General features: G+C 68.0%; 18 protein-coding genes. All 18 read left to right on the top strand.

The genetic code is table 11. From position 1 onward, the window contains the following. Positions 1-93: 93 nt before the first annotated feature. Positions 94-4,314: a DNA-directed RNA polymerase subunit beta' gene (rpoC, locus tag JQX13_RS47460; RefSeq protein WP_203405987.1), complete on the top strand. Its 4,221-nt coding sequence runs from the start codon at positions 94-96 to the stop codon at positions 4,312-4,314. A gap of 293 nt (positions 4,315-4,607) precedes the next feature. Next, positions 4,608-4,952 (top strand): phasin family protein, encoded by a 345-nt coding sequence (locus JQX13_RS47455; protein ID WP_203405986.1) that lies wholly within the window; start codon positions 4,608-4,610, stop codon positions 4,950-4,952. Then, positions 4,952-5,695 carry a lytic transglycosylase domain-containing protein gene (locus JQX13_RS47450; protein WP_203412540.1) on the top strand — a complete coding sequence of 248 codons (744 nt, stop codon included), beginning with the start codon at positions 4,952-4,954 and terminating at the stop codon, positions 5,693-5,695. Before JQX13_RS47455 ends, JQX13_RS47450 begins: the two co-directional genes overlap by 1 nt. Before the next feature lie 104 nt (positions 5,696-5,799). Next, on the top strand, positions 5,800-6,486 hold the full coding sequence (locus JQX13_RS47445; RefSeq protein WP_203405985.1) for a hypothetical protein: 687 nt from the start codon (positions 5,800-5,802) through the stop codon (positions 6,484-6,486). Between the two features lie 19 nt (positions 6,487-6,505). Beyond that, positions 6,506-6,973: a social motility and stimulation tgl protein gene (locus tag JQX13_RS47440; RefSeq protein WP_203405984.1), complete on the top strand. Its 468-nt coding sequence runs from the start codon at positions 6,506-6,508 to the stop codon at positions 6,971-6,973. A gap of 29 nt (positions 6,974-7,002) precedes the next feature. Then, positions 7,003-7,749: a social motility TPR repeat lipoprotein Tgl gene (gene tgl / locus JQX13_RS47435; protein WP_203405983.1), complete on the top strand. Its 747-nt coding sequence runs from the start codon at positions 7,003-7,005 to the stop codon at positions 7,747-7,749. 18 nt (positions 7,750-7,767) lie between these two features. Further along, positions 7,768-8,157: a helix-turn-helix domain-containing protein gene (locus JQX13_RS47430; protein ID WP_203405982.1), complete on the top strand. Its 390-nt coding sequence runs from the start codon at positions 7,768-7,770 to the stop codon at positions 8,155-8,157. A gap of 8 nt (positions 8,158-8,165) precedes the next feature. Next, complete coding sequence (gene recO / locus JQX13_RS47425) at positions 8,166-8,900, top strand: DNA repair protein RecO (protein ID WP_203405981.1); 735 nt, start codon at positions 8,166-8,168, stop codon at positions 8,898-8,900. A gap of 2 nt (positions 8,901-8,902) precedes the next feature. Continuing rightward, complete coding sequence (locus tag JQX13_RS47420; protein WP_203405980.1) at positions 8,903-9,895, top strand: carbohydrate kinase family protein; 993 nt, start codon at positions 8,903-8,905, stop codon at positions 9,893-9,895. 78 nt (positions 9,896-9,973) lie between these two features. Continuing rightward, complete coding sequence (gene glyQ / locus JQX13_RS47415; protein WP_203405979.1) at positions 9,974-10,954, top strand: glycine--tRNA ligase subunit alpha; 981 nt, start codon at positions 9,974-9,976, stop codon at positions 10,952-10,954. After that, positions 10,944-13,043, top strand: coding sequence for a glycine--tRNA ligase subunit beta (gene glyS / locus JQX13_RS47410; protein WP_203405978.1), 2,100 nt, complete (start codon positions 10,944-10,946; stop codon positions 13,041-13,043). The genes glyQ and glyS overlap by 11 nt, the downstream gene beginning before the upstream one ends. Before the next feature lie 112 nt (positions 13,044-13,155). Further along, positions 13,156-14,562 carry a hypothetical protein gene (locus JQX13_RS47405; protein WP_203405977.1) on the top strand — a complete coding sequence of 469 codons (1,407 nt, stop codon included), beginning with the start codon at positions 13,156-13,158 and terminating at the stop codon, positions 14,560-14,562. Further along, positions 14,559-16,643, top strand: coding sequence for a hypothetical protein (locus tag JQX13_RS47400; RefSeq protein WP_203405976.1), 2,085 nt, complete (start codon positions 14,559-14,561; stop codon positions 16,641-16,643). The genes JQX13_RS47405 and JQX13_RS47400 overlap by 4 nt, the downstream gene beginning before the upstream one ends. Before the next feature lie 61 nt (positions 16,644-16,704). After that, a complete protein-coding gene (locus tag JQX13_RS47395; RefSeq protein ID WP_203405975.1) occupies positions 16,705-17,613 on the top strand; it encodes an FHA domain-containing protein in 909 nt (302 codons plus the stop codon). Positions 17,614-17,732: 119 nt separating this feature from the next. Continuing rightward, a complete protein-coding gene (locus JQX13_RS47390) occupies positions 17,733-18,269 on the top strand; it encodes an A24 family peptidase (protein WP_203405974.1) in 537 nt (178 codons plus the stop codon). A 29-nt stretch (positions 18,270-18,298) separates the two neighbouring features. Beyond that, positions 18,299-19,747: a pilus assembly protein N-terminal domain-containing protein gene (locus JQX13_RS47385; RefSeq protein ID WP_203405973.1), complete on the top strand. Its 1,449-nt coding sequence runs from the start codon at positions 18,299-18,301 to the stop codon at positions 19,745-19,747. A gap of 129 nt (positions 19,748-19,876) precedes the next feature. After that, positions 19,877-21,655: an ATPase, T2SS/T4P/T4SS family gene (locus JQX13_RS47380; RefSeq protein WP_203405972.1), complete on the top strand. Its 1,779-nt coding sequence runs from the start codon at positions 19,877-19,879 to the stop codon at positions 21,653-21,655. Between the two features lie 7 nt (positions 21,656-21,662). Continuing rightward, the gene (locus JQX13_RS47375; protein ID WP_203405971.1) at positions 21,663-23,933 is read left to right on the top strand and encodes an FHA domain-containing protein; all 2,271 of its coding nucleotides are present in this window, start codon (positions 21,663-21,665) and stop codon (positions 23,931-23,933) included. Positions 23,934-23,998 lie beyond the last annotated feature (65 nt).

Below are 23,998 nucleotides of genomic sequence, written 5' to 3'. Positions count from 1 at the left end.
TGCCCCCCGGCGCCCGCTCCCTGAGCGGGCGGGCGCTGGCGGTCAGGTGAAACGAATTCGCGCTCAGGCGCTCAGAAGAAATTCGGAGGCAACGTGAAGGACATTTTCAACTTCTTCGAGAAGCCGAAGGATCCGCTCTCGTTCAACGCCATCCGCATCGCGCTGGCGTCGCCGGACAAGATCCGCCAGTGGTCGCACGGCGAGGTGAAGAAGCCCGAGACGATCAACTACCGCACCTTCAAGCCGGAGCGGGACGGCCTGTTCTGCGCCCGCATCTTCGGCCCGGTGAAGGACTACGAGTGCAACTGCGGCAAGTACAAGCGCATGAAGCACCGTGGCGTCGTGTGCGAGAAGTGCGGCGTGGAGGTCATTCAGTCCAAGGTGCGCCGTGAGCGCCTGGGCCACATCACGCTCGCCACGCCCGTGGCGCATATCTGGTTCCTCAAGTCGCTGCCCTCGCGCATCGGCAACCTGCTCGACATCACGCTCAAGGAGCTCGAGAAGGTCCTCTACTGCGAGAGCTACATCATCATCGACCCGAAGGCGACGCCACTGCAGAGGGGCGAGCTCGTCAGCGAGGAGAAGCTCCACCGGCTCTACGAGGAGCACGGTGAGGACTCCTTCTCCGCTGGCATGGGCGGTGAGGCCGTTCGCGAGATGCTGAAGTCCATCGATGTCGCGCGCCTGTCCGAGGACCTGCGCCGCGACATGCGCGAGACCAACTCGGAGGCGAAGAAGAAGAAGTACGCCAAGCGCCTCAAGGTGGCCGAGGCCTTCCGCATGTCCGGCAACAAGCCGGAGTGGATGATGCTGGACGTCATCCCCGTCATCCCGCCCGACCTCCGTCCCCTGGTTCCCCTGGACGGTGGCCGCTTCGCGACGTCCGACCTCAACGACCTGTACCGCCGCGTCATCAACCGCAACAACCGCCTCAAGCGGCTGCAGGAGCTGAACGCGCCGGACATCATCATCCGCAACGAGAAGCGGATGCTCCAGGAGGCCGTCGACGCGCTGTTCGACAACGGCCGCCGCGGCAAGACGATCACCGGCCCCAACAAGCGGCCGCTGAAGTCCCTCTCCGACATGCTCAAGGGCAAGCAGGGCCGGTTCCGTCAGAACCTGCTCGGCAAGCGCGTGGACTACTCCGGTCGCTCCGTGATCGTGGTGGGCCCCGAGCTGCGCCTGCACCAGTGCGGCCTGCCGAAGATCATGGCGCTCGAGCTCTTCAAGCCGTTCATCTACAACAAGCTCGAGGAGAAGGGCTACGTCACCACCATCAAGAGCGCCAAGAAGATGGTGGAGAAGGAGCGTCCCGAGGTCTGGGACATCCTCGAGGACGTCATCCGCGAGCACCCGGTCCTCCTGAACCGTGCGCCGACCCTGCACCGCCTCGGCATGCAGGCCTTCGAGCCCGTGCTCATCGAGGGCAAGGCCATTCAGCTCCACCCGCTGGTGTGCGCCGCCTTCAACGCCGACTTCGACGGCGACCAGATGGCCGTGCACGTGCCGCTCTCCATCGAGGCTCAGATGGAGGCCCGCGTGCTGATGATGTCGACCAACAACATCCTCAGCCCCGCCAACGGCAAGCCCATCATCGTCCCCACGCAGGACATGGTGCTCGGCATCTACTACATGACGCGCGCCCGTGAGTTCGCCCACGGCGAGGGCCGCGTGTTCTCGTCCCCGGACGAGGTGCGCGCCGCGTACGACCACGGCGAGGTGCACCTGCAGGCGAAGATCGTCTGCCGCATCCAGGGCAAGCGCAAGGAGACCACCGTCGGCCGCGTCCTCCTGTGGGACATCGTGCCGCGCAAGGTGGGCTTCGACGCCATCAACAAGGTGCTCGACAAGAAGTCGCTCGGCGCGCTCATCGACCTCTGCTACCGCCTCACCGGCGAGAAGGAGACGGTGCTGCTGGCCGACCGCATCCGGTCGCTCGGCTACACCAACGCCACCCGCGCCGGTATCTCCATCGCGCTCAAGGACATGATCATCCCCGCGAAGAAGCAGGAGTTCCTGGACTTCGCGCGCAAGGAGGTCGCGGAGATCGAGAACCAGTACCTCGAGGGTCTCATCACCGACGGCGAGCGCTACAACAAGGTCATCGATATCTGGGCGGAGATCACCGAGAAGGTGGCCGCCGAGATGATGCAGCAGATCTCCCAGGACGAGGCCGTGGGCGAGAGGGACGGCAAGCGCGAGGTGCGCAAGCAGCCGTCGTTCAACCCCATCTACATCATGGCCGACTCCGGTGCCCGCGGCAGCGCCCAGCAGATCCGCCAGCTGGCTGGTATGCGTGGCCTCATGGCCAAGCCCTCGGGTGAAATCATCGAGACGCCCATCACGGCCAACTTCCGTGAAGGCCTCTCCGTGCTGCAGTACTTCATCTCCACCCACGGCGCCCGCAAGGGTCTGGCGGACACGGCCCTCAAGACGGCCAACTCCGGTTACCTCACCCGCCGTCTCGTGGACGTGGCGCAGGACGCCATCATCAACGAGTACGACTGCGGCACCATGGACGGCCTGTTCATCGGCGCCCTGGTCGAGGGCGGCGAGATCATCGAGGCGCTCGGTGAGCGCATCCTCGGCCGCGTGGCCCTGGACGACATCCTCGATCCGGTGACGAACGACGTGCTCGTGCGCGCCAACGAGGAGATCGACGAGGATCGCGTCAAGCGCATCGAGAACAGCGGCCTCGACAAGGTGAAGATCCGCTCGGTGCTCACCTGCCAGGCCAAGCGCGGCATCTGCGTGGAGTGCTACGGCCGTGATCTGGCCCGTGGTCGCAAGGTGTCCGTCGGCGAGGCCGTGGGCGTCATCGCGGCGCAGTCCATCGGTGAGCCGGGTACCCAGCTCACGATGCGCACCTTCCACATCGGTGGTGCGGCGACGCGGCGCGCCGAGCAGTCCAGCCTCGAGAACCGCAACGCGGGTCTGGTGAAGTTCGCCGGCCTCAACACGGTTCAGAAGAAGGACGGCAGCCTGGTGGCCATGAACCGCAACGGCGAGATCGTCATCGTCGACGAGAGCGGCCGTGAGCGCGAGCGCTACCAGGTCATCTACGGCGCCCGCATCCTCGTGAAGGAGGGGCAGCGGCTCGAGGCCGGCACCCTGCTGGCCGAGTGGGATCCGTTCGCCATCCCGCTGCTCACCGAGGTCGGCGGTATCGTGCGCTTCGAGGACATCATCGAAGGCGTCACGATGAACGAGTCGCTGGACGAGGTGACCGGCCTCAGCCGTAAGACGGTCGTCGAGTCCAAGGACCCCGAGGCCCGTCCGCGCATCACCATCCGTGACGAGCAGGGCAACACCAAGGACCTGATCTCCTCCAAGGCTCCGGCGAGCTACTTCCTGCCGCAGGGCTCCATCATCACCGTCAACGACGGCGATGAGATCCACGCCGGTGAGGTCATCGCCAAGGTGCCGCGCGAGACCACGAAGACCAAGGACATCACGGGCGGTCTGCCCCGCGTGGCCGAGCTCTTCGAGGCGCGCAAGCCCAAGGACGCCGCGGCCATCGCGGAGATCGACGGCGTGGTCTCCTTCGGCAAGGACACCAAGGGCAAGCGCAAGCTCATCCTCACCCCCGAGGTGAACGGCGAGCTGCGCACCGACCTGGCCAAGGAGTACCTGATCTCCAAGGGCAAGAACATCAGCGTGCACGCCGGCGATCGCGTCAAGGCCGGCGAGGCGCTCATGGACGGCTCGGCCAACCCGCACGACATCCTCAAGGTGCTCGGCGAGAAGGCGCTCGCGGGCTACCTGGTGGATGAGGTGCAGGAGGTCTACCGACTCCAGGGCGTGAAGATCAACGACAAGCACATCGAGGTGATCGTCCGGCAGATGCTCCGCCGCGTGCGCGTCACCGACGTGGGCGACACCAGCTTCCTCGTCGACGAGCAGGTCGAGAAGTATGTGTTCGAGGAGGAGAACGAGAAGGTCATGGCGCAGGGCCAGCGTCCCGCCGTCGGCGAGCCGCTGCTGCTCGGCATCACCAAGGCCTCGCTCTCCACCGAGTCGTTCATCTCGGCGTCCTCCTTCCAGGAGACCACCAAGGTGCTCACCGAGGCCGCCATCAACGGCAAGGTGGACTACCTGCGCGGCCTCAAGGAGAACGTCATCATGGGCCGCCTCATCCCCGCCGGTACGGGTCTGCCCAACTACAAGTACCTCGACATCGAGGTGGAGAGCCCCGCCGACGAGATCTCCGAGATGGAGGCCGCCCTGGCCGCCACCCACGGCGATGACGTCGCTCCGTCCCTGTCGCCCACCGGCGGTCGGTCCGAGGGCTCCCAGACCAGCGGTGCCGCCTAGTCCGCACCCGCTGTCCTGACGTTTCCAACCGCCACTCCGGCTTTCCGGGGTGGCGGTTTTCTTTTCGGCTCTTTAGGGTTTCACAGCTTGACGGGTGACGTACCGGTGCACTAATTCGAGGGGAACCACGGAGGTCGACCCGGAGTCCCGGGCGAACATCCAGCAGTGGACGCAGGGGGCAGGCGGGCGAGCTTGGGTGGCGTTTCCTTCGATCGGGGGGTGTGATTACCTCGGTCGTCCTTACCCCGCTGTTCCGGGCCTCGGGTCCGTACAGCCGTGCTGGAGAGCGTTGCATGGACAAGCAGGAGACCCCGCAGAAGCATCCGCTCGCGGAGACGTTCGAGCGGGTGTGGAGCCAGGCACTGCTGGCTGTGTCCACAGCCGAGGACGAGGCCGCGCGCACGGTGCAGCGCGTCGCCGAGCTGGCGGGTTGGAGCCAGGAAGAGATGATCCGCCAGGGTCGGCTCCTGACGGAGCGGTTGACGGGTCACCGCAAGGACCTGGAGCACAACGTGGAGGAGGGTGTCCGACGCGCCCTCGTGCACTTCAAGATTCCGCGCCGGGATGAAATCCAGGACATCGAGGCGCGGCTGAGCCGACTCGCCGAGCGCATCGACGCGTTGGGGCAACGCAAATGATGGCGACCCCCACCGCTCCAGGAGGGCGGCGAGGGGAGGGGCTGTTCCGCTGGTTGTACGTGCTCGGTTCCGGGTGTGGAAAGCTGCCCCTGGTGGCGGGGGTGGCCCTGGTGCTGTCGGCCCGGGCGGTGCCCTTGTTCGCTCCGGCCGACGTGCCGCCTGTCGTCGAGTCCTCGCGTTTCGAGGCGGCTCCGCCGGACGCCGCGCTCATCGACGCGGTGCTGGCCAAGCGAGCCCCGGAACTGGGTCTCACGCTGCGCCGGCAGATCGTCCACGCCATCGCCGAGGAGGCCGGCCGGGCGGGGTATGATCCGCTGCTGATCCTCGCCATCATCGACGTGGAGTCGGACTTCACGGAGGAAGCCATTTCCGAGAAGGGCGCGCGGGGGCTGATGCAGATCAAGCCCAGCACGCTGCACTTCCTCGCGGAGAAGGAGGGGCTGCGCCTGTCTCGCGAGGAGGTGGCCTCGGATCCGGCCCTGGGTGTGCGTCTGGGTATCCGCTACCTGCGGACCCTGAACGACCGCTTCGGTGACCTGGATCTGGCCCTCATGGCCTACAACGCCGGCCCCACCCGCATCTGGCAGGCCAAGAAGGCGGGCGAGCTGGACACCTTCCGTCGCTACCCCCGGCTGGTGCGCCGCGACTTCAGGCGCTTCCGGGAGGGGGAGGGGCTTGGGGGTGACTGGGCACTCGCTCAGCGAGAGGTCCTGGAGAAGTCTCCCGAAGAGAAGGCTCCCTGAGCAGGCTGCTGAATTTCCTGGCGGCCGCCCAGGTCTCCCGGTGACGCGCGCTTGTCCACCCCGGGCGGGTGCGCTATCGCTCAGCCACCGGAGGAGTCCCTATCATGCGCCGCGTCATCCCCGCTCTCGCCCTCACGGCCCTGCTGCCGGTCTCGGCCCTCGCCGGCTCGGTGTACCTCAACGGCGTCCGTATCGATGGGGTGAGCAATCAGAAGTTCGAGAAGGTCACCGCCGTCCGCATCGACGAGCAGGGCAACGTCCACATCGAGGCGCCCGCTTACGCCGTGAAGGTGGTGAACGCACCCCCTCCCGCGCCCGTCCCCGCGAAGCCGGCTCCGGTGACTCCCGCCCCCGTGGCCAGCCCGGCTCCGGCTCCGGTCGCGACTCCGGCACCAGCCCGCGCTCCCGCCCCGGTGGCCACCGCCCCGGCGCGCATCACCCGGCGTTACTGGCTCGCGACGGAGCAGTCCGCGCCGGGCATGACGGAGTACGACATCGACCTGTTCATCAACTCCCGCTGGGTGCGCAAGCTGCGCAACGGCGAGGAACAGGTCATCACGGAGCTCACCCGCTACCTGCAGCCGGGGAAGAACACCGTGACGATGATGGCGCACAAAGTGGCGGCCGGCTCGCGACGGAGCGAATCTCCCCAGCACGTGTTCAAGGTCATCATCGGCGAGGGCAACGAGGGCGGCGGTAACGTGATGATCGACAACCCGCTCATCCGCTTCCAGCGCACCGCGGCGGAGACGGAAGATATGTCCGAGGAGTTCACCCTCACCACGCGGTAGCGCGGGGGTAGCGCCGAACGTGTTCTCCATCGATGAGCGGTTCCGGGGCCTGCCGGCCAGCCGCGAGCAGGTCCTGGCGCTGTACCAGTCCATCAACTCGCCGCACCTGGCCATCCCCGGCAAGCCGGCGGGGCCAGCGCAGGCGTTCGTGCTGGGCCTGCGCGGCTCGGGCGGCTTCGCCGTCTTCATCTACCTCTACCTGTCCGAGGCCCAGGACTGCGCGGTGTATGTCCCCGGCCGACGCACCTCGCTCCAGGAGGAGTACCAGCAGGACGAGGCCGAGGCGCTCGCCTTCGTGGAGTCCATGGGGTTCATGATGGACAACGCGAACTTCCGTGCCCAGCCCACCGCGCGCCAGGACGAGATGCTCAAGACCTTGCCCGTGTTCTACAAGGACCCGAAGCTGGTGCCGGGCGCCGCCAAGAGCCGCGCCGATGAGAAGCGCACGGCTTCGACGAACCTGGGCCGCCTGCTGTCCTCCTTTTGAACCCTCACGCCTTCAAGAGAACCACCACCATGCTTCGCCTCCACCCCGCCTGGCTCCTCGCTCTCGTCCTGATGGGCTGCAAGCACGTCCCCTCCGAGAAGGAGCGCCAAGGCGCCGAGATTCATTACGAGCTCGGCCTGCAGGCCCAGCAGGCGGGCCACGTGCAGGAGGCCTACAAGGAGATGCAGAAGTCGCTGGAGCTGGATCCGGACTACCCGGAGGCGCACAACGCGATCGCCATCCTCCTGCACATGGCCTTCAACCGGCCGGAGCAGGCCATTTCGCACTACAAGAAGGCCCTGGAGCTGCGCCCGAACTTCTCCGAGGTCAAGACGAACCTGGCCAACGTCTACCTGTCCCAGTCGCGTTACGACGAGGCCATCAAGCTGTACGAGGAGGCCCTCAACGACATGCTGTACCCCACGCCCTTCATCGCCCAGGGCAACATGGGGTGGGCGCTCTACAAGAAGGGGGAACTGGAGCGTGGAGTTCAAAGCATCAAGGCCGCGGTGACGACCAACCCCGGCTTCTGCCTGGGCTACAAGAACCTGGGAATCATCCATGACGAGACGGGCGATGTTTCCGAGGCGTGCCGGTACTTTGGCCGTTATCGTGAGGCCTGCCCGGACGTGGCGGATGCCTACTTGCGGGAGGGCGCCTGTCAGGTGAAGCAAGGGAAGATGGAGGAGGCGCGGCAGAGCTTCACCGCCTGCGAGGCCAAGGCGAGGAGCCAGGAGCTCAAGGACGACTGCCGCAGGCTGCTCGAGGCCTTGTAACCAGAGAGTCCCATCGCCGTGGACCACGTCGAATTCGGCAAGTACCTGTCCCAGCAGCGCGAGTTGCGCGGCCTGTCCCGCGACGAGGTGTCGCGCGTGACGAAGATTTCACCGAGCCTCATCGCCGCCCTGGAGGAGGGGCAGGTGGAGCGCCTGCCCTCGCGCGTCTTCGTCGTCAACTACATCCGCGCCTACGCCACGGTCATCGGACTGGCGCCCGAGGAGGCCGTGCTCCGCTTCGAGGAGGTGGACAAGGCCACGCCAGAGCCGAGCCCGGTGGTGCTGGAGCGGGAGCGGCGGCGGCGGGCGTGGCTGGTGCTCGGGGTGGTGTTGCTGGTGGCGCTCGGCGTGGGGGCATACGTGGCCCTGGTGATGAGCGGGAAGGTTCCCAACCCCCTCCCGCGTTGAGTGAGACCATGGAGCGTTTCGTCGATGAGGCGCTGGTCCTCTCCACGGTGGACTACGGGGAAGCCGACCGGCTGGTCACGCTCCTCACGCGCGAACACGGCAAGCTGACGGCCTTCGCGGCCGGAGCCCGCAAGAGCAAGCGGCGCTTCGCGGGCGCGCTGGAGCCCTACATGCGGCTGCGCGTGCAACTGGTGGAGACTCGCGGCTCCACGGTGCGCCTGGACTCCGCCGACATCGTGGCCGGCTACTACATGGCGCGCTCGGATCTGCCCCTCATCGCCCGGGCCCTCTACGCGGTGGAGCTGTGCCGCGAGCTGACGCGCGATCATGAGCCGCACCCGGAGCTCTTCGAGCTGCTGGAGGACTACCTCCAGAAGCTGGACGCGAAGGAGGCCGGGCCCACCTCACTGCTGGCCTTCGAGCTGTCGGCCCTGGCCCAGGCCGGGTTGATGCCGCGCTTCGACTCGTGCGCGCTGTGTGGCGGCCAGCCGGGCGAGCGTCCGCGCTTCGATCAGGCCCACGGCGGCGCGGTGTGCGAGCCCTGCTCGGGCCGGGCCCGCGAAGCGGTGGCCGTGCCCGTCGAGCTGCTGTCCGGGCTCCGGGCGCTGCAGGAGGGCCAGCGCACCCCGCTTCCTCCGGAGCTCCGGGCCCGGGCGCGTGGGGTGCTCAACGTCTTCATCGCCCATCACCTCGGCCGCCGCCTCAAGAGCGTGGATTTCATGGCCCAGGTGGGGCTGGACTGACCATGGACCTGGATGTGGTGTGCGTGGGGGAGAGCCTCGTGGACTTCCTCCCGGCGGAGTCCGGCCGGCGGGTGCGCGAGGTGACGGCGTGGCGCCCCTCCATCGGAGGCTCCCTGGCCAATGTCTCCGTGGGCGTGGCGAGGCTGGGGGGCCGCTCGGCCTACGTGGGCGTGGTGGGCGAGGACGAGTTCGGCCACTTCCTGCGCGAGCGCCTCGCCGCCGAGGGCGTGGACGTCAGCCACGTGCGCCAGACGGCCGAGGCGAGGACGGGGCTCGTCTTCATCTCGCTCGATGCGCGGGGCGAGCGCAGCTTCACCTATTTCCGCACGCGCTCGGCCGAGCTCCTGCTGGGCGAGCGCGACATGGACCCGGCCTTCCTCGCTCGCGCGCGGGTGGTGCACTTCGGGACGAACTCGCTCGCGCTGCCCGAGGCCCGCTCGGCGATCCTCCGCGCCGTGGACACCGCGCGGGCAGCGGGGCGGATCGTGAGCTGCGATCCCAACATCCGCATCCACGCGTGGGAGGACCCGGAGGTGCTGCGGGGGATCCTCGAGCACCTGTTGCCGCGGTGTTCCGTGGTGAAGCTGTCCGAGGAGGAGGTGGCCTTCGCCACCGGCCAGTCGGCTCCCGAGGACGCGCTGCGGTACCTGGCGGGGCGGGGCGTGACGCTGCCCGTGGTGACGCTGGGCGAGGCGGGCGCCGTCTTCCTCTGGCGCGGAGAGGTGATCCGCGTGCCTTCGCCTCGGGCCCGGGTGGTGGACACCACGGGGGCGGGGGATGGCTTCACGTCTGCCTTCCTCCGAGGCCTCTCCCGGAGGTACGCGGATGCCGCGCGGCTGGCGGAGGCCTCGCGCGAGGACCTGGAGTCCCTGGCCACGTTCGGCTGCGCCGTGGGCTCCCGGGTGGTGGAGCACCTCGGCGCCGTGGCGGGCCTGCCCCTCCGGGACGACGTGGCCCATGTGTTGCCCCGATGGCTCCTGGATACGGCCTCTTGAGCCGCTCTGTTGGTTGGACACGGAGCCCGACCGCTGTCCTTGACGCTCCCAGACCCCATCACTAGGGTCCGCGGCGTCATGTACTTCCAGGATCTGATTCTCACCCTCCAGAACCACTGGGCGAAGCAGGGATGCATCATCTCCCAGCCCTATGATCTCGAGGTGGGCGCGGGCACCATGCACCCGTCCACCTTCCTCCGTGCCCTGGGCCCCGAGCCCTGGAACGTGGCCTACGTGCAGCCCTCGCGGCGCCCCGCCGACGGCCGCTTCGGCGAGAACCCCAACCGCCTGTTCCAGCACCACCAGTTCCAGGTCATCCTCAAGCCCGCGCCCAAGAACGTCCAGCAGCTCTACCTGGACTCCATCCGCGCGTTCGGAATCGATCCGCTCGAGCACGACATCCGCTTCGTCGAGGACGACTGGGAGTCGCCCACCCTGGGCGCCTGGGGCCTCGGCTGGGAGGTGTGGTGCGACGGGATGGAGATCACCCAGTTCACCTACTTCCAGCAGTGCGGCGGTTTCGAGTGCCGGCCCGTCGCGGCGGAGCTGACGTACGGCCTCGAGCGCATCGCCATGTACCTGCAGAACGTGGAGAACATCTACGACATCGAGTGGGTCAAGGGCGTCAAGTACCGCGAGGTCTTCCACGCCAACGAAGTGGAGATGAGCCGGTACGCCTTCCAGGAGTCGGACCCGCAGATGCTGTTCAGCCTGTTCGACGCCTACGAGAAGGAGTGCAAGCGTCTCATCGAGCGCGAGGTGCCGCTGCCCGCGTATGACTACGCGCTCAAGTGCTCGCACACCTTCAACCTGCTGGACGCGCGCGGCGCCATCTCGGTGACGGAGCGCGCCAACTTCATCAAGCGCGTGCGCGACAACGCGCGCCTGTGCGCCGAGGGCTACCTGAAGATGCGCGAGAGGCTGGGCTTCCCGCTGCTCAAGACGCCCTGGTCGGTGGGCGAGCAGCCTCCGGTGCTCGAGGGCAAGCCGGCCAGCGACTACTGGAAGACCGTGACGCTCAACAAGCCCGCCGAGGCGGAGGTGGCCCGTGGCAAGTGATCTGCTCCTGGAGATCGGCGCCGAGGAGATCCCCGCGTCGTTCATCGTCCCGGCGCTCGAGGATCTCAAGCGCGTCATCACCGAGCGCGCGGCCGAGGCGCGGCTGAAGCACGGCGAGGTGCGCACCTACGGCACGCCGCGGCGGCTCGCGGTGTGGGTGAAGGACGTGACGGACCGGGGCGAGGACATCACCCGCGAGGTGCTCGGCCCGAGCGCGAAGGCGGCCTTCGACAAGGACGGCAAGCCCACCAAGGCGGCGGAGAAGTTCGCCGAGAGCCAGAAGGTGTCGGTGGACGCGCTGCTGCGCGTGCAGACGCCCAAGGGCGAGTACCTGGGGGCGAAGGTGGAGGAGAAGGGCCGCCCGGCGGCGGACATCTTCAAGGAGATCCTCCACGCGGCGGTGCACGGCATCAACTTCCGCAAGACGATGCGCTGGGGTGACGTGGACCAGGCCTTCGCGCGCCCCGTGCAGTGGGTGGTGGCGCTGCTGGGGAGTGAGGTGCTGCCGGTGGTGCTCGGTGACGTGAGGAGCGGCCGCACCACGTATGGCCACCGCTTCCTGTCGCCCGGGGCCATCGAGCTCTCCAAGCCCTCGGATTACGAGGCGGCCCTGGAGAGGGCGAACGTGGTGCCGGACATCGCCAGGCGGCGTGCCCAGCTCGTGGAGAAGGTGCGCGCGGCGGCACAGCAGGCGGGCGGCAAGCTCATGGAGGACGAGTCCCTGGTGGATCAGGTGACCAACCTCGTGGAGCTGCCCAGCCCCGTGGTGGGCTCCTTCGAGGAGCGGCACCTGGAGCTGCCTCCCGAGGTGCTGGTGCAGGAGATGAAGAGCCACCAGCGCTACTTCTCCGTGGTGGACGGCAACGGCAAGCTGCTGCCGCGCTTCATCGCCGTGTCCAACACGCCGGTGCGCGACGTGAACCTCTCCCTGCGCGGCTACCAGCGCGTGCTGCGTGCGCGCCTGGCGGATGGGCGCTTCTTCTTCGACGAGGATCGCAAGACGCCGCTCGCGGCCCGCACGGAGAAGCTGGCGCGCGTGGTGTGGCAGGGGCAGCTCGGCAGCTACGCCGAGAAGGTGGAGCGCTTCCGCTCGCTGGCCGTGAAGCTGGCCGGGTGGACGGGCCACGGCGGCCTCCAGTCCACCATCGAGCGCGCCTCCACCCTGGCCAAGGCGGACCTCGTCACCGGCATGGTGGGCGAGTTCCCCGAGCTCCAGGGTGTCATGGGCCGCGAGTACGCCCGCGCCAGCGGCGAGCCGGAGGCGGTGGCCCTGGCCATCTTCGAGCACTACCTGCCTCGCTCCGCCGAGGACTCGCTGCCCACGCAGGACGCCGGAGCCCTCATCGGCCTGGCGGACCGCCTGGACACGCTGTGCGGCATCTTCGCCATCGGCAAGGGCCCCAGCGGCGCGGCGGATCCGTTCGCCCTGCGGCGCGCGTGTCTGTCCGTCATCCGCATCGTCCTGGGCCGCGGCTACCGCTTCTCCCTCTCCCAGGCGGTGGACGCGGCGCTGGAGCAGCTCGGGCCGAAGATCGCCAACGTCAAGCGCAAGGCCGGTGAGCCCGCGCCTCGCGAGCAGGTGCTCGAGTTCTTCCGCGGCCGCCTCAAGGCGCTCTGGACGGAGCAGTACCGCACGGACGTGGTGGAGGCGGTGCTGTCCGCGGGCTACGACGATCTCGTGGCCGCGCACAAGCGGTTGCAGGCGCTCGCCAGCATCGTGGGCCAGGCGGACTTCGCGCCCCTCGCGGCGGCCTTCAAGCGCGTGGTCAACATCGTCGAGAAGCAGGGCAAGGACGTGTCTCGTGGCGGGGTCGACTCACAGCGCCTCACCGATGACGCCGAACGCCAGCTCCACTCGGCCTATGTCCAGGCACGCAACCGCGTGGCCGACCAGGTCAAGGCCGATGACTTCTCCGGCGCCCTCAAGGAGATCACCGGCCTCAAGCCCACCGTGGACACCTTCTTCGACAAGGTCATGGTGATGGCCGAGGACCGGGAACTGCGCGAGAACCGCATCCGGCTGCTCACGGAGATCGGCACGCTGTTCAACCAGGTGGCCGACTTCTCGAAGATCCAGTCGGAGGCTTGAGCCGGCTGGAGGGCAATCAGCCTCGACGGGGGGCGTGTGGTGGGTAGGGAATAGCCGGGGTCCTTTGTAGTTGCCCGGCGGTGGAGTGGTTTCTACACTCCGCTCCCCTCCCATGCGCCCCCTTCTGCCCAGTCTCGCGCTCCTCTTCGTCGCCTGCTCCGACACCGATCCGCGGCCTCCACCATCGGATCGGTTCGTCTATCCGAGCGGCATCGTGCATCGCTCGGTGCCCGGCTCAACCAACGGCATTCTCTACGTGTCGAGCGCCAACTTCGACCGGTGCTACGACTATGGCTCGGTGATGGCCGTCAACCTGGACCAGGTGGGCCCCGACGCCGAAGGCAGGGGACTGCTGCCCCTGGGGTCGTACTCGGCCACCATGACCGAGCCGGCCGCTCTCGAGCAACTCAACATCACGCCGGACGCGCGCGTCTACATCCAGAGCTACGCGGGAGAGATGGCTCTCAGGGAGGGGGCCACCCCCCGGCTCTACGTGCCCGCCCGCGCGGACGGCGACCAGGTCCACTACATCGACATCAAGGAGCCGACGCGGCTGGCCTGCGCGGGCACCGAGAACAGTCAAGACTGTGTGACGCAGGGCGCGGTGTCGCTCACCCAGAACCTCTCGGGGCAGGTCGATGACCTGCCGCGCGCGTCCGCCCCCTTCGGCGTCTCCGTGGATCCCTCGGGGTCCGTCTGGGTGACGCACCTGAACCCCGCGGACTCGCCCGAGCGGTCGCTGGAAAACTACGCGACGTACGTGGTGCGCCTGCCCGGCGACACACCGAGCGTCTCGACCTCGGACTTCTTCTCCCTGGACATCACCGATCTGCCCCAGGGAGGCAGCAACTCGGTGGTCGCCGATGAGCGCTACGTGTTCGTCTCCGGGAGACAGGCTTCGGGCGTGACGGACCCCAGTGATCCCCGGCGGTTCCTGGTGCGCGTGCTGGACAAGCAGACGAACCGGATCCTGGACCCCGGGGTGGATCTGGGCTTCTCCGCCCTGGAGGCACGCGGCATCGCGTTGACCCCGAATGTGCCGGGCACGACCACTCCCCGGCGGCTGTACGTGGCCGTGCGCTCGCCGGACTCGCTGGTGACCGTGAACGTGGCGGGCCTCGACACGGATACTCCCAGCCTCAACACGGTGGGCTCGGTGCCGCTGCCGACCGGTCCGACGGAGATCGCCTTGGTGTCTCGCGGCGGAACCCACGGCGAGCTGGTGCTGGTGTCCTGCAGCACCGCCGGCGTGGTGGCCATCTATGACCCGGACGTGGGCCAGGTCGTGGCCCAGGTGGCGGTGGGCGAGACGGATGGGACCCAATCGTCCCAGCCGTTCGGGCTCGCCGTGCAGCGGCAGGGCAACGCGGCGCGTGTCTTCGTCAGCAACTTTGGTGATGGACGCATCTCGGTGATCGACATCCCGGACCTCGACAGCCCTCAGCAGGCCCGGCTGGTGGCCCATATCGGTGCCCGGCAGGATCAGGAGTCCTCGTCGTGCCAGGAGGTTCAGCAGTGAAGCGCTTCATCGTGTCGTTGATGGTCGTGGCCGGGGCGCTGCTGTCCGCCTGCACCGAGTCGCAGGAGTATTTCCAGTCAGCGGGGCTGGCGGGCACGTACGATCTGGCCCTGGTGGGGCGGCTGCTGTTCGTCACGTCGGCGGACAACGACGAGCTGCGCGTGCTCTCGCTCACCGATGACGCGGATGCGCGGCGCTTCGTCCGCGCCCCCAATCCGCTCGAGACGCTCTCCATCCCGGTGCTGCAGCGGCCCCAGGCGCTCACGCGGGACGTGCGCTACGTCGATCGGGCGGAGGATGAAGATGCCGACCCGGATGATGAGGTGACCGGCTCCTACGTGTACGCGCGTAGCAGTGGCTCGACGGAGATCTCCGTCGTGGGCGCGGCCCCCGAGCGCCTGGATGAGCTGCGGCGGTTGGACACGAGGCAGCTCTCCGCGCACCTGCCGGACCCGGCGGCCCGCTCCTCGGGGCCGGTGACGACCTTCGCGGCGCTCGCGCTCCCCGCCGCCGAGGGGCAGCAGGAGGGTGGCAGCACGCTCTACTACGCCACCCAGGAGGTCTCCGGTGCCCGCCTGTGGCAGGTGCGGCTCCCGGGGCCGGAGCAGCTCACGGCGGACACCCCGCTGAGCGCGGAGCCGCTGGACGTGGCGCTGCCCTCCAACGTGGCCGTGACCTCCCTCCTCGTGATGCCCCAGCCCGGGTTGCTCGCCGTGTCCACGCGAAGCCCGGCTGGGAGTACGACTCCGGGGAAGAGCTACCTGGTCAACCTGGTGACGAAGGAGCTGCGGGAGCTGAACTTCGGCGCCCAGGTGCTCCAGCTCGCCACCCATGGGCGGGTGGTCTACAAGGACGCGCAGAACAACGAACAGACGCTGCGGGCCGGTCAGCGCATCTTCGGCGTGCTCGATGCGTCGAGCTGCGTCGGTCTGTCCCAGTGCACGGGCGTGCTGGCGGTGGAGACCGACTCGGGCACGGTGGCCCAGGACGTCACCGGGTACCCCATGCTGCCCCTCAGCGCCGGGGCCGGGCTGCCCATGGGCCTGTCGCTCTCCACGAACACGAAGCTGGGCATCCAGACCGGCGAGCCCGCGGATCGCGTGAACCCGGAGGATCCGAGCACGACCATTCGGCGAGACACCGTTGTCGAGCTGCTGGGCATCGTGCCGCTCTCCAACGGGCAGGTCCTCTTCTTCGACGCGGCGAGGCTGACTCCCTTCAACGTGGCCGCGAGCTGGGACACGGCCAACGGGCAGACCGTGAACACGGCCACGGCCACCACCTTGCGCGTCAATGCCCAGGGCGTCAGTCAGGGCGAGACGGGCGACATCTACTTCGAGGGCACGTACGGCGTCACCCGGGACCAGACGTTCGTCCTGACGTACGAAGGTGTCCTGCCCGTGGTGCCCCAGGCTCGCGAGGGAGAGGGCTCTCCCTTCGTGGTGTCCTCCGCGATCGGGCCCGAGCCCGACAGGGAGACGCTCGTACAGCCGGGGGACATCATCGTCCTGTTGCCCGGGAGCACGGGGCAGGCCTGCTCGGAGGATCTGCGGGTGGCCTCGGTGCAGTCGACGGCCGAGACGGGTACGTTCGTCCTGGTGCCTTCGGGCCCCGTTCCGGCCGCCTGCGCCGGCTACACGTCGTTCGAGGTCCGGGCGGGAGGCAGCCGGCCGTTGGTGCTCTCCAACGCCAGCGGGACGTTCCTCGAGCGCCTGGGGCTGCGTGACGACTACTCACGCACGGGCTCGTACTTCTTCCACCCGCCGGGCTACCAGGGGCAGACCGAGGCCACCCAGGTGTACCTCCGCGTCGATCGCCTGCCCGAGGAGGAGCTGAACCGGGGGGATTACTACCTGGTCAGCACCGAATCCCACTACTTCCCGTACGTCATCACGGTGGACACGGTGAACGTGACGGACTTCGCGTACTACCGGCTTCCCGGCCCCGTCGTGCACGCCAGGGTGGGGGAGGAGGACTACGCCTACATCGTCTATCCCTCGGCCGATGGCATCCTGCAGGTGGACCTGACCGATATCGACGCGGGTGTGGCCAACAGCCGGGGATTGTACCCCTATCAGTGATTTCGCGTCCCTGGACGGCTCTGATATCGTCCAGGGCCCCCGGATGAGCGAGTCAAGACAGATGATCGACCAGAACTCCCGCCCCGCCCGCAAGGTAGGCATCGCCGACCACCTGTGGGAGACCTACGAAGACATGGCCCAGCAGATGGGCTCGGATCGTGACGCGCTCATCAATCAGGCGCTGTTCATGTTCGCCCGCCTCAACGGCTTCATCGAGGTGGCGCGGCCGGGTCGCTCCGAGGCCCCGGGCATGGGGGTGGCCTCGCGTGCCGCCGCTCCGGCCCCGGCGCCCGCCGCCGCCAGGTCCGCCCCGCCCGTGCTGCAGCCCGTCAGTGGTGGCGCGCCCGCCAGGTCGCCGCCCCCGGCGCTCCGGGACGACACGCCGCTGCCCGCCCCGGCTCCGCAGCGGCCCTCCGCGCGTCTCGAGGAGCGTCCGCCCGCCAATGCCCTGGACAATGATCCCGCCCGCCGCGAGGTGGCCGAGCGTGTCCTGGAGACGGCCGCCGAGCTCGAGCGCCTCATCAAGGGCAAGAGCAGCGAGCCTCGCGAGGAGCTCGACGAGGAGCCGCTGCCCGAGGATTCCGACGACCCCGGCATGGACATGGCCGCGCACGACGAGCCCATGGCAGATGACGAGCCGCTGCCCGAGGACGAGCCCATGGACGAGGAGCCCATGGACGAGCCCGGTGGGAGCGCCCTCATCCTCACCATGGACAACGCCGAGCCCCAGACCATCACCAAGGAGCGGTTCGTGATCGGTCGCGGCAAGCACTGCGACCTGATGATCAACTCCGGCAAGGTGTCTCGCGAGCACGCCGTCATCGTCCGGGAGGGCGACGACTTCTTCATCGAGGACCTGGGCTCGTCCAACGGCACCTGGTTCAACAAGCAGCGCATCAAGCGCCGCAAGATCGAAGACGGCGACGAGTACTTCATCTGCAGCGAGCGGGTGCGGCTCTCCTACGCCTGAGAGCGGCGCCGCCTCGGAAAAGGGCAGGGGAGCGGGCTGTTCGCCAATTGACGGAGCGCGGCCCACCCTGATTTATTCCCAAAACCCGCTTCCTCGATTTCCGGGGGGCGGGTTTTTCGATGACTCCCTCTCACATCGCGCTCTGGACCCTGTTGGGAGTGGCGCTGGTGATCTCGGTGGCCACGGACGTGCTGCGCCGCCAGATCCTGGACGTCGTCACGTACCCGCTGATGGCGGTGGCGCTGGGCGTGCGCGTGTGGGCCGAGGGCGTGGGCGATCTGGAGACGGGGCTGGTGAGTGGCCTCGTGTCCGGGGTGGGGCTGGCGCTGTTGCTGCTGCCGGCGGCGCTGCGCGGGAAGATGGGTTGGGGAGACGTGAAGTTGATGGGGGGCGTGGGGGCGGTGCTGGGTTTTCCCCTGGTGATGGCGGCGGCGGCCTTCATCTCCCTGGTGGGGGCGCTCCAGGCGGTGGTGACCCTGCTGTGGCAGGGCGCCGTCTGGGAGACGCTGGGGGACATGTTGAGGCGGTGGGCCGTACGGGTCCGGCTGATGCACGAGGGCGCGGTGAGCGGGCCCCGGCGTCACATCCCGTATGGTGTGGCGATCGCTCTGGGTACTTTCTGGGCCATGTGGTGGCAGCACGACAGATTGGGGTAGTTCGGATGAGACGCGAAGGGACTCTCACGATGCTTGGACGCTTCACGCAGGTGGCCGCGCTCGGCGCCTTGCTGGCCCTGTTCGCGGCGGACACCGCGCGGGCACAGGACAGCAGCATCATCAACCTCGGCGTGGGCACCCAGAAGGTGATCACCGTGCCCGGCACCACCCGGATCGCCCTGGGAGATCCCAGCGTCGCCGAGGTGAAGGCCATTGCCAGCAACCAGATCCTCATCAGTGGCACCTCCGAGGGCAAGACGACGCTCCTGGTCTGGAAGAGCTCCGGCCAGCGCGTCAGCTACCTCATCACGGTGCGCAAGCAGGACCTGGGCGAGGTCTCCTCCGAGCTCAAGAAGCTGCTCGGGGAGATCGAAGGCGTCACCGTGCGCACGGTGGGTGACCGCATCTACCTGGAGGGTCAGGCCTACACCGCGGCGGACGCGGAGCGCATCGAGCAGGTGGTGTCGCTCTACCCGAACGTGAAGAGCTTCGTGAAGGTGGCGCCCAACGCCAAGAAGCTGGTGGCGCAGAACCTCACCGCGGCCTTCCAGAAGGCGGGGCTGCGCAACGTGCAGGTGAACGTGGTGGGCTCCACCATCTTCCTGGAGGGCTCCGTGGAGAGCCAGCAGGACCTGCAGAAGTCCGAGCTCATCGTCAAGGCGGTGGGCGAGAAGGTGGAGAACCTGCTCGTCGTCGGCATCAAGCGGATGATCCTCTCCGAGGTGCAGTTCGTGGAGATCCGCCGCAACTCGAGGGATCGCTACGGGATCAAATACCCCACCGACATCACCGGCACCGCGGCGGCCTCGGCCACCATCACGCAGGATCTGTTCCCCGGCACCTTCGGCTCGGGACAGGGCGGCCTGTCGTTCAGCGCCGGCGCGGACTTCTCGGTGGGCTTCCAGGCCAACGATGGTTACGGCCGGCTGCTCGCCCAGCCCAAGCTGGTGTGCGCCAGCGGTGAGAAGGCCGAGTTCCTCGCGGGTGGCGAGGTGCCCATCCCCCTCATCACCCAGAACCAGTTCTCCGTGGAGTACAAGCCCTACGGCGTCATCCTCAACCTGCGCCCCACCGCGGACCGCAACGGAAACATCCAGACGGAGATCGAGGCCGAGGCCAGCGAGCTCGACTCCTCGGTGGCCGTGTCCTTCGGCGGCTCGGCGGCCATCCCCGGCTTCCGTTCCCGCAAGGTGAAGACGAACGTCACCGTGCGTCACGGCGAGACGATCGTCCTGTCGGGCGTCTTCAGCCACGACGAGCAGAAGGCCGTCTCCAAGCTGCCGGGCCTGGGCCACATCCCCATCATCGGCGAGCTCTTCAAGAACCGCGCCTTCGACTCCACCAAGCGCGAGCTGGTCATCTTCGTGACGCCCCGCATCGTCAACCCGGACTCGGACAAGATCCGGACGATCATCGAGGACGTGAAGAGCCGCTACAAGCAGGCCCGCTCCGAGGTCAACTTCAACATCTTCGACTGAGCGCCGCCCCCGCGCGGTTGCCTGGCTGCTCTTCGAGGCCGGCCTCATCCCCCCGGGGGATGGGCGCCGGCCTCACTGCTTCGAGCCTCCTCTTTGAGGGGACGTGCGTGCTTGGTAGCATCCCGCGTCATGTTTCTCGTCACGCTCGAGGAGAAGGGCGGAGGTACCGAGCAGATCGAGTTCGAACAGAACGAGATCACCATCGGCCGCCTCGCTGGGAACGACATCGTCCTCGCCAAGGGCAACGTCTCCAAGTACCACTCGAAGATCATCGCCAAGGACGGCAAGTTCATCGTCGTGGACATGAAGTCCACGAACGGCACCTTCGTGAACGGCAAGAAAATCGCCGGGCCGCAGGTGGTGAAGCCGAGCGATCAGATCTTCATCGGCGACTACATCATCAACGTGGAGCCCCTGGAGGAGTCCGGCGCCATGACGCGCACGGCGCCTCCCGAGGAGGAGTACTACGAGGAGGATCAGGGGTACGACGAGGGTGGGGGCGCGCAGGCGGGCGCCTACGAGGAGGAGCCGTACGAGGAGCCTCCGCCCCCACAGCCCGCGGCCAACGCGCGCATGCCGGCCTCGCTGGCCTCGGCCCTGGCGAAGAACAAGAAGCGCGTGGACCCCCGGCTGGAGGCCTATACCCGGCTCCAGAAGGAGATCCACGACCGCCTGATCGAGTACCTCGATCTGCGCCGCATGGACATGGACCGGCTCGGCGACGACGAGCTGTGGCGGCGCACCGAGAAGGCCATCCGCGACATCATCGACCAGATGGAGGCGGATGGAGAGCTCCCGTCCGAGGTGGACCGGGAGGAGCTGCTCACCGACGTCATCAACGAGGCGCTGGGCCTGGGGCCCCTCGAGGCGTTCCTCGCGTCGGATGAGATCAGCGAGATCATGGTGAACCACGCCAACCAGATCTACATCGAGCGCAAGGGCAAGCTCGTCCTGTCCGAGAAGACGTTCAGCTCGAACCAGGCGGTGCTCGGCGTCATCGAGCGGATCGTGGCGCCCATCGGCCGGCGCATCGACGAGTCCAGCCCGCTGGTGGACGCGCGCCTCAAGGACGGCAGCCGCGTCAACGCCATCATCCCGCCGCTGGCGCTCAAGGGCCCCTGCATCACCATCCGCAAGTTCAAGAAGGACTCGCTGAAGATCCAGGATCTCATCAAGTACAAGACCGTCACCGCGCAGATGGCCGAGTTCCTGGAGATGTGCGTCAAGGCGCGCAAGAACATCGTCATCTCGGGCGGCACGGGCTCGGGCAAGACGACGACGCTCAACATCATCAGCTCCTTCATCCCCGAGGACGAGCGCATCGTCACCGTGGAGGACGCGGCCGAGCTGCAGCTGCCGCAGGATCACTGGGTGCAGCTGGAGAGCCGTCCGCCCAACCTGGAAGGCAAGGGCGCCATCACCATCCGCGACCTGGTGAAGAACTGCCTGCGCATGCGGCCGGACCGGATCGTCGTGGGCGAGTGCCGCGCCGGTGAGACGCTGGACATGCTCCAGGCGATGAACACGGGCCACGACGGCTCGCTCACCACGCTGCACGCCAACACGCCGCGCGACGCCATCGCCCGGCTGGAGACGATGGTGCTGATGAGCGGCATGGAGCTGCCGGTGAAGGCCATCCGCGAGCAGATCGCCAGCGCCGTTCACATCATCGTTCAGCAGACGCGCTTCTCGGATGGGACGCGGAAGATCTGCTACATCACCGAGATCGCCGGCATGGAGGTGGACATCGTCACCCTCCAGGACATCTTCTATTACAAGCAGGAAGGCTTCACGGACGACGGGAAGGTGCGCGGGCGCTTCGTGGCGAGTGGCTTCGTGCCCAAGTTCTACGATGACCTGCAGCGCAAGGGCATTCCCGTCAACATGAGCATCTTCCGCGAGGACTGACGCCCCCATGCCCATCCTGGTCGTCCGTCACCCCGACGGCAGTGAAAGCGAGCACGAGTTTTCCGGTGAGCTGAAGGTGGGCCGCCAGGAAGGCACCAATGATCTGATCCTCGCCGAGGGCGGTGTGTCGCGCCGCCACTCCCGCTTCTACGAGGAGGGCGGCAAGGTGATGGTGGAGGACGTGGGCAGCGCCAACGGCACCTTCGTGGACGGTGAGCGCATCACCGGCATGGTGGTGCTCACGCCCAGGTCCCAGGTGCAGCTGGGCGAGTACGGGCTGCGGCTCAAGGCACCCGCGGCCCGGTCCGCCACCGGACAGCGCAGGGCGGCGAAGCCCGCGGGCGGGGTTCCCGAGCAGCTGGGGAGCCAGAGCCCGCGTGCCACCCGGGCCATGCCCGCCGTGAAGCGGCCGGCACCGGGCGCGGGAGGTCCGTCCTCGCTGGCGAGGCGTCCCCGGCCGGCGCCGACGGCTTCCGCGGGTGGGGAGGAGGGTGAGCAGGGCCTGGTGCTCAAGGGCCTCACCGGCCCCTGGGCCAACCAGAAGTTCCCCGTGAAGGGCAAGCTCATCGTGGGCCGTCAGGCCCCCGCCGCGGTGCTCCTCGAGGATGACTCGGTGAGCCGCAAGCACGCCGAGGTGGAGGCGACGCCCGAGGGCGCGGTGCTGCGCGATCTGGGCAGCGCCAACGGCACGCTGGTGAATGGCGAGCCCATGGGCACGCACCCGGTGGAGCTACAGCCCGGAGACGTCATCACCTTCGGCATGGTGGAGGTGGTGGTCGAGAGCGCGGGTGGGGCGTCCAGCCTGCCGGTGCGCCGTGGGCGCTCCGAGGTGCCCTCGCGGCGCGGTTCCGGCGCCGAGGCCGCCAGGGACGTGGAGGCTCCCGCGGCGGAGGGTATCCCGGCCTCGCGCAAGCGGCTGCTGGTGGTGGCCGCCAGCGTGGTCGGCCTGCTGCTGGCGGCGGGCATCATCAAGAGCGCGACGGGCGGTGGGGGCGCCGACGACGTGGCCGCGGCTCGGGTGAAGAAGGGTCCTCCTCCCCCGAGTCCGGCGGAGCAGGTGCAGGAGGCGCTCAGCCAGTGCCGCTCCTATTCCTCCACGGAGCTGGGCAGCGAGCCGGATTGGGCGAGGGCCGAGGCGGCCTGCACGAAGGCGTTGGACGTCGATCCCATCAACGCCGAGGCCAACACCCTCATGCGCCGCATCAAGCTGGAGAAGGAGGCCGCCGAGTACTTCGCGCAGGGCCTGAAGTCGCTCGGCCGGCTCAAGGAGGAGGAGGCGCTGGACTTCTTCAAGAAGATTCCGAAGGACAGCTCCTACTTCCGCCGCGCCAAGCCCAAGGTGCTGGAGGCGGTGGAAAAGGTAACGAAGCGCTCCCTGGACGACTGCAAGCGCTACCTGCGCGGAAACCAGTGGAGCGCCGCGGTGCCCCGGTGTGAGATCTACATGAACTTCGCCTGCCAGAAGATGAGCCGGGAGGAACTGCAGCCGCCCATCGGCTTCACCCTGGTGCTCGACCGGAGCAGGCGGCTGGGCCGCACCGAGTGGCGGCCCAAGGACAAGCTCTACCTGGACTTCCTCATCGCCCGGAAGCGGTTGGATCCCAACGCCGCGCCCTGGCACTGCCCGGTGTCCGACATCTTCTTCGAGGACGAGGCGGCGCCGGATCCGAAGAAGCTGGTGGAGGACGCCTTCAAGCAGCGCTTCCCCCACAAGTTCATGGTCGCGGCGATGGTGGACTACTGGGCCGGGCGCGGCACCGAGGCGTACGCCACCCTGCAGAAGCTGCGCTCCAACTACGAGCTGTCCCAGCACCACGGCCAGACGGACGAGCTGCTCCGGGACGTGGGCAACGTGGATCAGCTCTACAAGAACGGCCAGGGCTTCCTGCAGAACGAGGACGTGGAGAAGGCCGCCGAGCCGCTGCTGGAGGCATTGGACGTGGACAAGCGGCTGATGGCCGAGCAGGCCGAGTCCCGGCCGTCCTTCTACCGGCGCAACATCCAGCAGGACATGGCCTCCAAGGCGATCACCCGGGGCAAGTACTGGCAGGAGCGCGGGGACGCGCGTCGGGCCTGCCGCATCTGGAAGCTGGGCTTCCGCTTCTACGCGGGCAACACGGACCTCAACTCGCAGGTGGGCCGGTGCTCGACGCGAGGCCTGAAGACCTTCAAGGAGGCCCAGACCTGCGAGGATCTGGATGCCGTGCTGGACTTCTCCGTCCCGGGTGACGGGCTCGACGAGAAGGTGGCGGCGATGAAGAAGGAGAACGGCTGCTGAGCTCCGGGCGCCCCGGAGCGTTGATGGTTCGCTCCCGGGGCGTACACGGCATGGACAGGGGGCGG

This window comes from Archangium violaceum, from assembly GCF_016859125.1.
Taxonomy (GTDB): domain Bacteria; phylum Myxococcota; class Myxococcia; order Myxococcales; family Myxococcaceae; genus Archangium; species Archangium violaceum_A.
This window is presented reverse-complemented; position numbering and strand designations above follow the sequence as displayed.

Excerpts from the sequence above, each read along its gene's own strand:
- JQX13_RS47455 (WP_203405986.1), top strand. The coding sequence starts at position 4,608 with ATGGACAAGCAGGAGACCCCGCAGAAGCATCCGCTCGCGGAGACGTTC.
- JQX13_RS47450 (WP_203412540.1), top strand. The coding sequence starts at position 4,952 with ATGGCGACCCCCACCGCTCCAGGAGGGCGGCGAGGGGAGGGGCTGTTC.
- JQX13_RS47445 (WP_203405985.1), top strand. The coding sequence starts at position 5,800 with ATGCGCCGCGTCATCCCCGCTCTCGCCCTCACGGCCCTGCTGCCGGTC.
- tgl (WP_203405983.1), top strand. The coding sequence starts at position 7,003 with ATGCTTCGCCTCCACCCCGCCTGGCTCCTCGCTCTCGTCCTGATGGGC.
- recO (WP_203405981.1), top strand. The coding sequence starts at position 8,166 with ATGGAGCGTTTCGTCGATGAGGCGCTGGTCCTCTCCACGGTGGACTAC.
- JQX13_RS47420 (WP_203405980.1), top strand. The coding sequence starts at position 8,903 with ATGGACCTGGATGTGGTGTGCGTGGGGGAGAGCCTCGTGGACTTCCTC.
- glyQ (WP_203405979.1), top strand. The coding sequence starts at position 9,974 with ATGTACTTCCAGGATCTGATTCTCACCCTCCAGAACCACTGGGCGAAG.
- JQX13_RS47405 (WP_203405977.1), top strand. The coding sequence starts at position 13,156 with ATGCGCCCCCTTCTGCCCAGTCTCGCGCTCCTCTTCGTCGCCTGCTCC.
- JQX13_RS47395 (WP_203405975.1), top strand. The coding sequence starts at position 16,705 with ATGATCGACCAGAACTCCCGCCCCGCCCGCAAGGTAGGCATCGCCGAC.
- JQX13_RS47390 (WP_203405974.1), top strand. The coding sequence starts at position 17,733 with ATGACTCCCTCTCACATCGCGCTCTGGACCCTGTTGGGAGTGGCGCTG.
- JQX13_RS47385 (WP_203405973.1), top strand. The coding sequence starts at position 18,299 with ATGCTTGGACGCTTCACGCAGGTGGCCGCGCTCGGCGCCTTGCTGGCC.
- JQX13_RS47380 (WP_203405972.1), top strand. The coding sequence starts at position 19,877 with ATGTTTCTCGTCACGCTCGAGGAGAAGGGCGGAGGTACCGAGCAGATC.
- JQX13_RS47375 (WP_203405971.1), top strand. The coding sequence starts at position 21,663 with ATGCCCATCCTGGTCGTCCGTCACCCCGACGGCAGTGAAAGCGAGCAC.